The sequence below is a fragment of the Streptomyces sp. Rer75 genome (assembly GCF_013414305.1).
Lineage (GTDB): Bacteria > Actinomycetota > Actinomycetes > Streptomycetales > Streptomycetaceae > Streptomyces > Streptomyces himastatinicus.
Genome location: NZ_CP058693.1, coordinates 9,521,647 through 9,534,227, shown reverse-complemented (window position 1 = coordinate 9,534,227; position 12,581 = coordinate 9,521,647). Strand labels below are relative to the sequence as shown.

Sequence of the window (12,581 nt, the reverse complement as noted above, 5' to 3'; positions counted from 1 at the left end):
ATATCACCGATGCCTGTGATGTCAGCAGATATCCGGGGCATGCTCGGCGAGCGAATACCTCTTTGTCAATAAGTCGATTCTGCGAGAGAGACATCGGATCTGTCGAGCGGAATTACCGTAAGCCTGCCCGAGAATCCGCCTCCTTCCGTTGACCTCATCCGATGTTTCTCCTAGGTTTCGGTCGACCCTGAACACTGGAGGCGGTAGATGAGATCCACGCTCAGGCGCATATCCATGGCCGCCGTCGCGGCCATGGCCGTCCTCACCGCGGCACTGCCGGGCACCGCGACGGCGCAGGGAGGGCAGGAGCAGCAGGGGCGTACGTACCACGTCGCCACCTCGGGCTCCGACCGGGACAGCGGCAGCGCGCGCCATCCCCTGCGCACCATCGGACGCTGCACCGATCTGGTCCGGCCCGGGGACACCTGTCTGATCCACCGCGGGACCTACCGCGAGCGGGTCGCCCCGCCCTCGGGCCGCGCGGGCGCCCCGGTCACCCTCGCGGCGTACGGGGACGGGCCGGTCACCGTCGACGGGACGCGGACCGTGTCCGGCTGGAAGGACGCGGGCGGTGGTCTGGTCGCCGCCGATGTCGACCTTCCGCTCGCCCGCGACGAGAACGCGCTGTTCCTCGACGGCGGCCGCGCCATGGAGGGCCGCTGGCCCGACTCCGGCCCCGATCCGCTCAATCCGTCCTGGGCGGTCGCCGAGCGCACCTCCACCGACCAGCACATCGACGACCCCGACCTGCCGAACGGTGACCTCACCGGCGCCACCGTCCACCTGTGGGCCGGGTCCAACCCGTGGAGCCAGCAGACCGGCACCGTGACCGCCACCTCGGACGGCGCCCTCGATTTCAAGGGCGGCAATTACCGCTGCACCCCACTGTGCATGGGCGACCAGAACTACCGCAACTATTACCTGGTGGGTGCGAAAGCCACCCTCGACCAGCCCGGTGAGTGGTATTACGACACGGGCGAGAAGCGGCTCTATCTGGTCCCGCCCAAGGGCGGAATGGCGGGCCACACGGTGACCGCGAAATACGAGAAGTGGGGCCTGGACCTCTCGAACAGCTCCCATGTCACCGTCCGCGGGCTCGGCGTGTGGGGCACCTCGCTGCGCACCGGCGAGAAGAGCACCGGTGTGCTGGTGGAGGGGCTGCGGGCCCGCTACATCTCCGAGTTCTCCACCCTGCCCATGCCACGGGACGACGAGCTGGCCATCCCGCCGGGCGAGGGCCACATCGTCGCCTCCCGGGTGCTCGACTCCGGCGTCCAGATCCTCGGCACCGGCAACACGCTGCGGGACAGCGACATCGGCCACTCCGCGGGGACCGGTGTGCTGCTGCGCGGCAGTGGCAACACCATCACCAACAACTACATCCACGACGTGGGGTGGATGGGCAGCTACACCCCCGGCATCGAGATCAACGGCAGCGGGCAGACCGTCACCCACAACACCGTCCGGCGCACCGGACGGGCGAGCATCGACACCGCCTGGCAGCTCAACGGGGTGCCCTTCAAGGACAACCGCATCGCCTACAACGACCTCTCCGAGGCGATGCGCACCTCCCGCGACGGCAGCCCCTTCTACGTCTGCTGCAACCTGGACGCGACCGGTACGAGCGTCGACCACAACACCGTCCATGACGCGGACGGCCAGGTCGGCTACTACATCGACAACTCCTCGAGCCGGTTCCTGCTGCACCACAACGTGGCGTACAACACCGGCACCCGCGGCACCTTCTTCAACGGCCACAGCGGGGTCAGCCTCGGCAACCGCGACCACAACTCGACGTACGGGGCGGGGGTTTCCACCGCCGTGCGGCTGAGCGGTGCGACGGACGCCACCGGTACGTACGTCAGCAACGACGTGGCGCTCGCCCCGATGGAGATCTCCGGACCGGGCGACCCGGCCCCCGTGGTGCGCAACAACCTGCTGCCACCCACCGATCCCCGCTACACCGACGCCCGTAACGGCGAACTGTGGCCACGGGCCGGGTCCCCCGCCATCGACGCGGGCGAGACGGTCGACGGCGTGACCACCGGGGTGCGGGGCGACGGACCCGACCAGGGCGCGTACGAGTACGGGGCGCCGATCTGGTCGACCGGGTGCAACCTGGCCGGGTGCGAGTCGCGGGTGCGCAACGACGGGTGGAAGGCCACGTTCTCCGGGGGCGGTGACGCCTCGGCCGCCGTCGACGGGGTGCAGACCACCCAGTGGAAGGCGGACACCCACCAGGCCGCCGGTCAGTCGCTGACCCTCGACCTGGGCGCGGCGAAGACCTTCTCCCGGCTGGCGGTCGACGCCGGGCTGGACGCCACGGGCCACCCTTACGGCTTCACGGTGTCCGTCAGCCGTGACGGCCGGGACTGGGGCGCCCCCGTCGCCCGCGTCGCAGGCCGCTCCTTCACCCAGGACGCGGTCTTCGGGCAGCGCACGGCGCGGTACGTGCGGATCGAGCTGACCGCGGCCGGTGACGTCCCGTGGGCGGTGAACGAGGTCCGGCTGTACGCGGACGGGCCGGACGCGGCCGGTACGTTGCAGGCCGAGCGAGCCCCGGTGGTGCGCGGTGGCGAGCGCGGCGACGCGGCGACCGGCGTGCTGGGCTCCGGCGGCCTGGTCGGCTTCCGCCAGGTGTCGTTCGGGGCGGACGCCCCCGACCGGCTGACGGTGCGGATGGCGTCGGCGGGCTGCGGCGGCGGCTGTGCGCTGCAACTGCGGCTGGACGACCCCGAGGGCCGCGTGGTGGCGACGCTGCCGGTGCGGGACACGGGCGGCACGGACCAGTGGCAGGAGCGGTCGGTGCGGCTCGCGCGCGCGGTGACGGGCACGCATGACGTGTACCTCGTCGCGACGGGTGCGCGGAAGGTGGCCGCGGTGGACTGGCTGACGCTGCGCGACTGAGGCCCGGGGCCCACCGCGCTCATCGCGACCGGGGCGCCTCGACCGTCAACGGCGGCCGGGGCGCCCCGACCGTCAACGGCGGCCGAGGCGCTCCAGCCGCTCGTTCACCCCGGGGCACAGTTCCCGGGCCGTGTCCAGGAAGGCCGCCAGGACGGGAGAGCGGTCCTGGGCGCGGAAGGACATCACCAGATCCGGCAGTTCCACGCGCGGACTCACCTCGCACACCCAGGTGCCCGGCCGCGCCGCCACCCGCAGACAGGCCGGGCCGAGCCCCACCCCGACCCCGCACGAGGCCAGTCCGATGATGGTGTGCACATCGCGGGCGTCGGTGACCCCGCCGCCCGGCACGGCCGCCGCCCCGGCCCCGTCGCCCAGCAGCGCGTCGAGCCAGCCGGCGACCACCGGTTCCTCGTCCTCGGGCGCCACGATCAGATGCTGCCCCCTGAGCTGCTCGACGCCCACCTTCGGCTGCCCGGCCAGCGGATGCGCGGCCCCGACGACCGCGACCAGATGGTCCCGGCCGACCGAGACCGACACCAGGTCCTCGGCACCGGCGCCCCGGGGCGCGCCACGCCCGATGCTGATGTCCAGCTCCCCGTCGAGCAGGGCGGTCGCCGACTGGCAGGTCGACATCTCATGCAGCCCCAGGCGCACGTCGGGCCGTTCGCGGATGAACCGGCCGAGCAGCGACGGCAGCAGTTCCAGCAGCGACGAGCCGATGAAGCCGAGCCGCAGCCTGCCGGTCTCGCCCCGGGCGGCCCGGCCCGTGTCGGACACGGCGGCCGACATCTCGGCCAGGGCCCGGCGCGCCCTGGCGAGAAACGCCTCGCCCGCGGCCGTCGGGAACACCCCGCGCGCCGTGCGGTCGAACAGCCGGGCGCCCAACTCCCGCTCCAGCGCGGCGATCTGCTGGGACAGCGGGGGCTGGGCGATCCCGAGGGAGGCGGCCGCACGCCCGAAGTGGCGGTGGTCGGCCAGGGCCAGGGCGTACCGCAGATGTCGTGCTTCCACGGGGCAATGATATCGAGGCGATATCGACAGGCCGGTCATGAGATATGGCCGTGGATGACGCCCTGGCGCCGCGGTGGACTGTCGCCCTGAGCGATAGGCCACTCCTGGCCAGAGAGGGTGTTCAGCGATGATTTTCGACCATCACGGAGACTCCGTCCGCACCAACCGCGCCACCGTCAACGGAACGAGCCTGCACTATCGGATGGGCGGGTCCGGTCCGGCGGTGGTGCTGCTGCACGGTGTGCCCAAGACCGGCTACCACTGGCGCCACCTCGTCCCGAAGCTGACGCCGCAGCGCACCGTCGTCGTCCCCGACATGCGGGGTCTCGGCGACTCCGCCCGCCCCGCGGGCGGCTACGACTCCGCGACGATGGCCGACGACATCGCCGCACTCATGGCACACCTCGGGCACGAGTCCTACAGCGTGCTGGGCGAGGACTGGGGAGCGGTGATCGGCTATCAGCTGGCCGCCCGGCACCGCGATCACGTCAACGCCCTGGTGTTCGCCGAGGCGCTGTTCCCCGGATTCGGCTTCGAGGAGCACACCGCGCTCACCGAGGAGAACGTCTCCCGCGGAATGCACCTGTGGCATCTGGGCTTCTACTTCCAGCCGGACGTGCCCGAGATGCTGATCACCGGACACGAACGCGAACTGATCACCTACATGATCAAGTACGAGCGCAGCCACCCCGACACCGCCACTCCCGACGCGATCGAGGAATACGTGCGCTGCTACTCCATGCCCGGCGGCATCCGCGCGATGCTCTCCATCTACCGCGCCATGCTCGTGGACGCCGAACAGAACCGGCAGGCGGCGCGGAAGAAGCTGGACATCCCGGTGCTGGCGCTCGGCGGCTCGGCGTTCATCGGCGACCGGAACGAGGCCCAGATGCGGCTCATGGCCCACGACGTCACCGGTCATGTCTTCGACGCCGGGCACGACCTCGCCGAGGAGGTGCCGGACGAGGTGGCCGCCGTGGTGCTGCCCTTCCTGGCGGGGCGGGGCTGACCGGGGCTGACGCCACCCGCGCGCCCGGCGCGCCGAACGGCTCGTTTCCGCCGGTGTCCGGGAGCGGTCGGCGATGGCACAGTGATCGCATGGACTTCGCCACCGCTTTCCACCGGGAGATCATGGCGTTCGAGGCCGCCGCCCGCCGGGCTGCCGACGGGGGTACGGCGCCGCTCGTACCGTCGTGTCCGGGCTGGTCGATGGCCGATCTGGTGCTGCATCTGGGTGGTGTGCACCGCTTCGTCGCCCGGATCGTGGAGGAGGGGCTGACCGAGCCGCCGGATGTCACGGACGTGGCGCTCTTCGCCCTCCCCGAGGACCGCGCGAACTGGCCCACGCCGGAGGGCGGACCGCACACCGGACCGGTGCCGCCGGGCCTCGTCGACTGGTTCGCCGACGGGGCCCGGGCGCTGGAGGCGCACATCCGGAACGGCGATCCGGGGCAGTGGGTGTGGACCTGGTCGCGGGAGCAGACCGCCGGGTTCTGGTGGCGGATGCAGACCATCGAGGCGGCGCTGCACCGCTGGGACGCCGAGAGCGCGCTCGGGACGCCCGGGCCCGTCGAGACCGCCCTCGCGGCGGACGCCGTCGCCCAGACGTTCGAGGTCATGGCCCCGGCCCGGCGCGTCTGGAAGGAGGCGCCCCCGGGCGCGGGCGAGCGGTTCCGGCTGCGGCAGACGGACGGCCCGGGCGTGTGGACGGTGTCCTTCGAGGGCGATGAGGTACGGCTCTCCCTGCTCGACGGGGACGCCGCCGGGCCGTGCGACCTCGAACTGACCGGAACCGCCTCGGACCTGATGCTCTTCCTCTGGCAGCGGATCCCGGCCGACCGGCTGGACGGGGTGCGGGGCGACCCGGCGATGGCCGACCGCTACTTCACCCTCGTCCCGCCGGTGTGACCACGCGGGTGTCCCCCACCCCCGGTTACCCCCGGTCGTACTCCTGGGAGATGACCTCGACGCGTCGCGTGCTCTGGTCGACGCGCACGGTGTCGAGCCCCATGGCGTCGAGCTGGCTGATCGCGTCCGCCTCCGCCACCGGATCCAGCACCCGCAGGGCGATGGCCAGGTCCGCGTCGTCGGCGTCGCCGGACGCGGGCAGCTGCGCGAGCAGCGACTTCATCAGCCGGTCCGCGCTGCCCTCGGGCGCCTCCGCGCCGACGGCCATGTGCACCATCAGCTGCTCCACACCGGTCTCGTGCCACCGGGCGTGCCCGATCCACACCGCGTGGACACCGGGGAAGTCCAGCAGCCGGTCGCGCAGGGCGTCGCGAAGGGCCACCGCGCGCGGATGCGTGGACCACCTGAGGGTGAGCGTGCGGTCCTCGGGGAGCCGCTGGCCGCGCTGCTGGAGGATCTGGTGCAGCAGCTCCATGGGAACCCCGGCATAGCCCCCGGGGGAGAACACCGACAGGGTCGCCACCTTGGTCTGCTGCTCGATGTCCAGCAGCCGCGCCGCATCGCAGTGCACCGCCCCGGCGGCCTGCGGAAGCCGCTCCCGGCAGCACTCTTCGCTGGTGTATCCGGGCAGGCTCGGGCCGCTGCCCTCCATGCCGACGAACATCACCGAGCCGTTCGCGTCCACGGGCACATACACCCCGAAGTCCACGATGGCGTTGAGCAGTTGTTCCCCTTCGGTCCGGGCGGCCTGTCGGTCGAGTATGTCGGCGAGTGCCTGGTTCCCTGTTGATGTCACACACCGAGCATAAAAGGTGTGCGGATGTCACCATGAACGGACGGGACGACGACCGAGGGAGCCACGCATGAAGAGCGCGGATCTGCTGGCCGACGCCTTCGGCCGGGTGCGGGACGCCGTGCACGAGGCGGTCGGGGGGCTCACCACGGACGACTTGGCCGTGCGCCTGGACAGCGGCGCGAATTCCCTCGCCTGGCTGGTGTGGCATCTGACCCGCGTCCAGGACGACCACATCGCCGACGCAGCCGGTACCGAACAGACCTGGACCACCGACGGCTGGTACGAGCGGTTCGGGCTGCCGTTCTCCCCGGAGGCCACCGGCTACGGCCACCGCAGCAGGGACGTGGCCAAGGTCCGGGCGCCGGGCGATGTGCTGGTCGGGTACCACGACGCCGTGTACGAGCGGACGGTGGATTACGTGCGCGGGCTGCGCAACGCCGATCTGGACCGCGTCGTGGACGAGGCGTGGACCCCGCCGGTGACCCTCGGGGTGCGGCTGATCAGCGTCATCGAGGACGACATGCAGCACGTGGGACAGGCGGCGTTCATCCGCGGCACGCTCGGCAGGCGCTGAGCGGTCCGGCGGACCACGTGGCCCGGTTTCGCCGCCGTTGACATGCAGGTGTTTGCCTGCATAACGTGAGGCGTGAGTTCGGAGATGGACAAGGTCTTCAAGGCACTGGCCGACCAGACCCGGCGGTATCTGCTGGACCGCCTGCACGAGCGGGGCGGTCAGACACTCGGAGAACTGTGCGAGCGCCTGGCGATGACGCGGCAGTCGGCGACCCAGCACCTGGCCGTCCTGGAGGACGCCAACCTGGTCAGCGTCGTGCGCCGGGGGCGGGAAAAACTGCATTACCTCAACCCCGTTCCCCTCCATGAGGTGCAGGAACGGTGGATCGACAAGTTCGAGCGCCCCCGCCTGAGAGCGCTCGGCGCGGTGAAACGGCAAGCGGAGGACGCCATGGCCGAGAGGCCGACGTACAGCTACGTCATCTACATCGAAAGCACCCCGGAGAAGGTCTGGCACGCGCTGACCGACGCGGACCTCACGGCCGCGTACTGGGGCCACAGCAATGTGTCCGACTGGCAGCCCGGCTCGGCGTGGGAGCACCGGCGCACGGACGGCAGCGGCATCGCCGATGTCGTCGGCACCGTCGTGGAGAGCGTGCCGCCCGAGCGCCTGGTGACCACCTGGGCGGCCCCCGGCGCGGAGCCCGCCGGAGGCCCGTCCCGGGTCACCTTCGAGATCGAGCCGCACGAGGAGATCGTCCGGCTCACCGTGACCCATGAGAACCTGGCCGACGAGGCCGAGCGCGAGGAGGCGGCCGGTGGCTGGGCGGCGGTGCTGTCCAACCTCAAGTCCCTGCTGGAGACCGGAAGCCCGCTGCCGCGGGAGCCCTGGCTGGTGGGGCGCTGAGCGATGCACGCCCCGGGGCGGCCGTCACCCGGCGGCCACCCCGGGGGCGCGCTGCCGGATCGGGGTGCACACCCCGACCGCCACGATGAGCAGGAACAGGGCGGCGGACCCGAGCAGCGGGCCGCGCACCCCGAACCGTGCCACCAGCGCGGTGAGTCCGGCGGCGCCCAGCGGGGCGAGCGAGTTGTGCAGCGTCCAGAAGGCGGAGGTGACCCGGCCGAGCAGGTGGTCGGGGGTCACCGCCTGGCGCAGCGACATCGAGGAGATGCCCGCGAGCGCCATGCCGAACTGGTAGCACAGCACCGTCACCGCCGTCCCCAGCACGGTGGTGGACCGGGACAGCAGCCCCAGGGCAAGCCCGCACAGCGTGTACGAGCCCAGCCAGCACACTCCGAACCCCCAGGCCCGCCGCAGCACCGGGATGAGCACGGCGGCCAGGACCGTCCCGGCGCCCGCCACGCCCATCACGACGCCGACGGTCCGGTCGCCCGCGTCCAGCCCCTCCCGTATCTGGTAGATGAAGACGTCGGTCATGCCCAGGCTGAGCAGCGAGACGCCGGTGAGCAGCACGGTGAGCCAGCGCAGCACCGGTGACCGCCACAGGAAGACGAACCCGGCCAGGAACTCCCGCTTCGCTGCTCGCCACCCGGCGGCCGCGGCGGGCGGCGTGGCCTCGTCCACCGCCGCCTCCCGGAGCCTGATCAGCGAGAGCGCGAGGGCGGAGGCGGCGAAGCTCGCCGCGTTCACCGCGATCGCCGCCGTCGGCCCGAGCAGCCCGGACAGCCCGCCCGCCAGCATCGGCCCGACGATGAAGGCGATCGCGTTCGTCGTGGTCAGCCGCCCGTTGGCCTCGATGATCCGCTCGGCGTCCACCAGATTGGGTACGGCGGCGACGTAGGTGACCTTGAAGACCATGTCGAAGACCGCGGCGACCGCCATCACCACGTACAGCAGCCAGACCTGCGGCCCGGCCATGGCCCAGCTGACCGGGACGAGGGCGACGAGCACCACCCGGACCACATCGCACACGATCATCAGCTGTCGCCGGGGCAGCCGGTCGACCAGGATGCCCGCGAACAGCCCGGTGACGATCGAGGCGGTGCCCGCGACCGCCGTCAGCAGCCCCATCTGGGCGACCGACCCGGTGGCGTCCAGCACCAGCAGCGGCAGCGCCACCAGGGCGAAGGCGTTGCCCAGTTCGGACAGGGTCTGCCCGCACCAGAAGACGGTGAAGTCCCGGTTGGCCCATAACGGAACGGGTTTGGTCGTCACGCCCTCCATCACGCCCCCGGGCGTCGCCGCTTGGCGGTGCGGGGCGTCAGCGCGGCCCCGCTCTCCTGCACCGTGACGCCGAGGGACTGGGCGAACTGCGGTGCCAGTTCGAGGAGTTGGCTGCCGGTGATGGCGGCCCCGCGCAGCGCGTCGATGCCTTCGGTGATGCCCAGCCGGGTGGCGTCGCGCAGATCGACCCGGGTCATGCGCGCGTTGCCGCATCGCACCCCGTCCAGCGTCGATCCCGGGAACGCGACGTCCGTCAGCTTCGCGCCGCCGAGGTCGGTGTCGCGCAGCAGGCAATCCGCGAAGGTGACCTCGCGCAGCTCGGCGGTGCGCAGATTGACCGATTCGAACTTGCAGCGGTGGAAGGTCACGCGGTGCATCGCCGTGCCGAACATCTCCAGCCCGGCGAGTACACAGCCGATCAGCTCGCCGTCCAGCCAGTCGCCGTCGGCCAGGTCGGAGCCGACCCAGCGCACCCCGTCCAGCCAGACGTCGTTGAAGCGGGCCCCGCGGTAGCGGCCTCCGGTGAAGGTCACGGCGGAGAACGCGGATTCGAGGAAGCGGGCCTGTCCGGCTTCGGCCCCCTCGAACTCCCCGCCGTCGAAGTGGACGGTGTCGTAGTCCCCGTCCACGGCCAAGTGACCGTCGAACGGGCGCAGATGGCTCGCATACGGCAGGTCGGCGAGCTGACGCGGGGATGACATGGCGAAACCTCATTTCCGGCGCACCACCGGCCCGGGCGCGCGGTGTGCGAGATCGATGGTGCCATTCAACTTCTGCGTTCCGGACCGTTGACATGTGGTGTGAGCCACTCCTACGTTCAGGCAAGCCGGTTCGGGTCTCCGGCAACCCTTCGATATTTCGAACGCGTGGATCTCCCGAGAGGTATGCGTCAGTGGTGTCGAACCGGTTCGACCAGCAGCCCCCGCCCGTCAACATCGGCGAGATCGCCCGTCTCGCCGGGGTGTCGCGCAGCACGGTCAGTTACGCGCTCAGCGGCAAGCGGCCGATCTCCGACCGCACCCGGCAGCGCATCCAGCAGGTCATCGAGGACCGGGGCTTCCAGCCGAACGCCAGCGCCCGCGCGCTGGCCCACGGCCGCACCCGCACCCTCGGGCTGGTCTTTCCGACCGTCAGCCGCCGCTACACCGACATGCAGTTGGACTTCATCAACAGCGTGGTCGACGCCGCGGCCGCGCACGACCACGACATCCTGCTCTCGCGCAGCGACGGCGACGGCGACGACTCCTTCCGGCGGCTGGTCGGCGAACGGCGGGTCGACGGCGCGCTGCTGATGGAGATCCGGGCGCCGGACCCGCGGGTGGAGCCGCTGGTCCGCTCGGGCTTCCCCTTCGTGTCCATGGGGCACACCGAGGACACGGCCACGCTGTCCTGGGTCGATCTGGACTTCGCGGAGCTGACCGCCGCGTGCGTGCGCCATCTCGGGCGGCTCGGCCATCGCCACCTCGCGCTGGTGGGGCGGCCCCGGGAGCTGTACGACGCCGGGTACGTGCCCGCGCTCCGGGGGCGGACCGGCTTCCTGCGGGCCACCTCGGAACTCGGGCTCACCGGCGAGGTCCACCACTGCGGTGACGACGCCGCCTCGGGCCAGTCCGTGGTGGCGCGGCTCCTCGACCGGGACCCGCGCACCACCGCGGTCGTGACGCTCAACGAAGCGGCGCTGGTGGGCCTGTACCGGGGGCTCGGCCTCGCTGGGCGTTCCGTACCCGGCGACTTCTCGGTGACCGGCGTGGCGGCGGCCCGCTGGGCGGAGGCCGTCACGCCGATGATGACGGGCGCCGACGTGCCCTCCGACCTGATGGGCCGACTCGCCGTGGAACTGCTGCTGGAGCGGCTGGACGCCCCGGCCGCGGCGCCCCGGCAGCATCTGCTCACCCCTCCGCTCACCCCGCGTGCCAGCACGGGACCGGCACCGGATCGCAACTGACCGACTCACCCCTCGGAGACGCACATGGCCAACCGAGCCAACAGGCCCCCGGCTACCGCCGGGAGAAGTCCCCTCGGCCGCCGCTCCTTCCTGCGGATATCGGGCTCCGGGCTGCTCGCCGCGGGGCTGGCCGGCCCCCTCACCGCCTGTGGCGGCGGGGGCGGCGGGTCTTCGTCCAAGAACCTCGTCTGGTGGGACTACCTCGTCGAGGACGCCCGTCAGCCGGGCATCAAGGCCCTGATCGCCGACATCGAGAAGAGCGTCCCCGGGCTGAAGATCACCCGCCGGACCTTCCCCTACGCCGAGCTGGAGCCCGCGATCATCAAGGGGGCCGCCTCCGGCGACCTGCCGGACCTGGCGATCATCGACAACACTTCGATGAACTCCCTCGCCCCGCAGGGGCTGCTCACCGACCTCACCGACCGGGTGAAGGAGTGGGGGCAGGCCGACGCGTACTACAAGGGCCCGTGGAGCAGCGGGGTCGTCGACGGCAAGACCTACTCCGTCCCCAACAACGCCAACTGCCTGGCCCTCTACTACAACACCGAGCTGCTGGAGAGCGCGGGCGTCAAGCCGCCGAAGACCTGGGACGAGCTGTCGGCTGCGGCCCGCAAGCTGACCCGGGGCAGCACCTTCGGGCTGGCGATGAGCGCGATCAAGACCGAGGAGGGGGTCTTCCAGCTCCTGCCCTTCCTGTGGTCGGCGGGCGGCGACCTGGACACCTTCGCCACCGGCGGCGCCACCGCGCTCTCCTATCTGGGGGAGCTGGTGAAGGCGGGCGCCCTGTCCAAGCAGTGCGTGGGCTGGACCCAGCAGGACGTCAACAACCAATTCACCTCCGGCCGCGCGGCCATGCAGATCAACGGGCCGTGGCAACTGCCCGGCCTCAAGCAGCAGTCCAAGGTGAAGTGGGGCGTGGTGCCCATCCCGGTGGACAAGGAGCCCGCGAGCTGCCTCGGCGGGGAGAACTGGGTGATCCTCAAGACCAGCGGCAAGGCCGACCAGGCGTGGCGGGCCATCGAGTACAGCCAGCGGAAGAAGCCACTGGCCGCCTATCTGGGGTCGGTGGGGCTGCTGCCCGCGCGCAGCGACATGGCGGACAGCGGCGACTGGGCCACCGACCCCACCCTGAAGGTGTTCGTGCGGGAGTTCGGCAACGCCCGGCCGCGGTCGTACGGCGAGCACTATCCGCAGATGTCCAAGGCGATGGCCGAGGCGTTGCAGGCCACCCTGACCGGCAGCTCCTCCCCCGGGGCTGCCGCGAAGAACGCGGCGGACGCCATCACTCCCCTGCTGTCGAAGTAGCGGGGATC

The 12,581-nt window shown here is 71.5% G+C and carries 11 protein-coding genes; 7 read left to right on the top strand and 4 right to left on the bottom strand.

Annotated elements, in window-relative coordinates:
• The first annotated feature begins 207 nt into the window (after positions 1–207).
• Positions 208–2,907 (top strand): carbohydrate-binding protein, encoded by a 2,700-nt coding sequence (locus HYQ63_RS40460; protein WP_179938942.1) that lies wholly within the window; start codon positions 208–210, stop codon positions 2,905–2,907.
• A gap of 72 nt (positions 2,908–2,979) precedes the next feature.
• On the opposite strand, the gene HYQ63_RS40455 is transcribed toward HYQ63_RS40460, so the two are convergent.
• Positions 2,980–3,918 carry a LysR family transcriptional regulator gene (locus tag HYQ63_RS40455; protein WP_179938940.1) on the bottom strand — a complete coding sequence of 313 codons (939 nt, stop codon included), beginning with the start codon at positions 3,916–3,918 and terminating at the stop codon, positions 2,980–2,982.
• 127 nt (positions 3,919–4,045) lie between these two features.
• Between HYQ63_RS40455 and HYQ63_RS40450 the strand changes: the two genes are divergently transcribed.
• Positions 4,046–4,927 carry an alpha/beta fold hydrolase gene (locus HYQ63_RS40450; protein ID WP_179938938.1) on the top strand — a complete coding sequence of 294 codons (882 nt, stop codon included), beginning with the start codon at positions 4,046–4,048 and terminating at the stop codon, positions 4,925–4,927.
• An 89-nt stretch (positions 4,928–5,016) separates the two neighbouring features.
• Positions 5,017–5,826, top strand: a complete 810-nt coding sequence (locus tag HYQ63_RS40445; RefSeq protein WP_179938936.1) for a maleylpyruvate isomerase family mycothiol-dependent enzyme — start codon at positions 5,017–5,019, stop codon at positions 5,824–5,826.
• A 25-nt stretch (positions 5,827–5,851) separates the two neighbouring features.
• Here HYQ63_RS40445 and HYQ63_RS40440 read toward each other — a convergent pair whose 3' ends face one another.
• Positions 5,852–6,622, bottom strand: a complete 771-nt coding sequence (locus HYQ63_RS40440) for a hypothetical protein (RefSeq protein ID WP_179938934.1) — start codon at positions 6,620–6,622, stop codon at positions 5,852–5,854.
• A 67-nt stretch (positions 6,623–6,689) separates the two neighbouring features.
• Between HYQ63_RS40440 and HYQ63_RS40435 the strand changes: the two genes are divergently transcribed.
• Complete coding sequence (locus HYQ63_RS40435) at positions 6,690–7,196, top strand: DUF664 domain-containing protein (protein WP_179938932.1); 507 nt, start codon at positions 6,690–6,692, stop codon at positions 7,194–7,196.
• 84 nt (positions 7,197–7,280) lie between these two features.
• The gene (locus HYQ63_RS40430) at positions 7,281–8,042 is read left to right on the top strand and encodes a metalloregulator ArsR/SmtB family transcription factor (protein WP_179941040.1); all 762 of its coding nucleotides are present in this window, start codon (positions 7,281–7,283) and stop codon (positions 8,040–8,042) included.
• A gap of 24 nt (positions 8,043–8,066) precedes the next feature.
• Here HYQ63_RS40430 and HYQ63_RS40425 read toward each other — a convergent pair whose 3' ends face one another.
• Together HYQ63_RS40425 and HYQ63_RS40420 are read right to left on the bottom strand one after the other, a co-directional pair.
• A complete protein-coding gene (locus HYQ63_RS40425; protein ID WP_179941038.1) occupies positions 8,067–9,323 on the bottom strand; it encodes an MFS transporter in 1,257 nt (418 codons plus the stop codon).
• A complete protein-coding gene (locus HYQ63_RS40420; protein ID WP_179938930.1) occupies positions 9,323–10,024 on the bottom strand; it encodes a pentapeptide repeat-containing protein in 702 nt (233 codons plus the stop codon). The genes HYQ63_RS40425 and HYQ63_RS40420 overlap by 1 nt, the downstream gene beginning before the upstream one ends.
• A gap of 191 nt (positions 10,025–10,215) precedes the next feature.
• On the opposite strand from HYQ63_RS40420, the gene HYQ63_RS40415 reads away from it, so the two are divergent.
• Both HYQ63_RS40415 and HYQ63_RS40410 read left to right on the top strand, forming a co-directional pair.
• Positions 10,216–11,268 carry a LacI family DNA-binding transcriptional regulator gene (locus HYQ63_RS40415; RefSeq protein ID WP_179938928.1) on the top strand — a complete coding sequence of 351 codons (1,053 nt, stop codon included), beginning with the start codon at positions 10,216–10,218 and terminating at the stop codon, positions 11,266–11,268.
• A gap of 24 nt (positions 11,269–11,292) precedes the next feature.
• Positions 11,293–12,573, top strand: a complete 1,281-nt coding sequence (locus tag HYQ63_RS40410; RefSeq protein ID WP_179938926.1) for a sugar ABC transporter substrate-binding protein — start codon at positions 11,293–11,295, stop codon at positions 12,571–12,573.
• Positions 12,574–12,581: the final 8 nt, after the last annotated feature.

Excerpts from the sequence above, each read along its gene's own strand:
- HYQ63_RS40460 (WP_179938942.1), top strand. The coding sequence starts at position 208 with ATGAGATCCACGCTCAGGCGCATATCCATGGCCGCCGTCGCGGCCATG.
- HYQ63_RS40450 (WP_179938938.1), top strand. The coding sequence starts at position 4,046 with ATGATTTTCGACCATCACGGAGACTCCGTCCGCACCAACCGCGCCACC.
- HYQ63_RS40445 (WP_179938936.1), top strand. The coding sequence starts at position 5,017 with ATGGACTTCGCCACCGCTTTCCACCGGGAGATCATGGCGTTCGAGGCC.
- HYQ63_RS40435 (WP_179938932.1), top strand. The coding sequence starts at position 6,690 with ATGAAGAGCGCGGATCTGCTGGCCGACGCCTTCGGCCGGGTGCGGGAC.
- HYQ63_RS40430 (WP_179941040.1), top strand. The coding sequence starts at position 7,281 with ATGGACAAGGTCTTCAAGGCACTGGCCGACCAGACCCGGCGGTATCTG.
- HYQ63_RS40425 (WP_179941038.1), bottom strand. The coding sequence starts at position 9,323 with ATGGAGGGCGTGACGACCAAACCCGTTCCGTTATGGGCCAACCGGGAC.
- HYQ63_RS40420 (WP_179938930.1), bottom strand. The coding sequence starts at position 10,024 with ATGTCATCCCCGCGTCAGCTCGCCGACCTGCCGTATGCGAGCCATCTG.
- HYQ63_RS40410 (WP_179938926.1), top strand. The coding sequence starts at position 11,293 with ATGGCCAACCGAGCCAACAGGCCCCCGGCTACCGCCGGGAGAAGTCCC.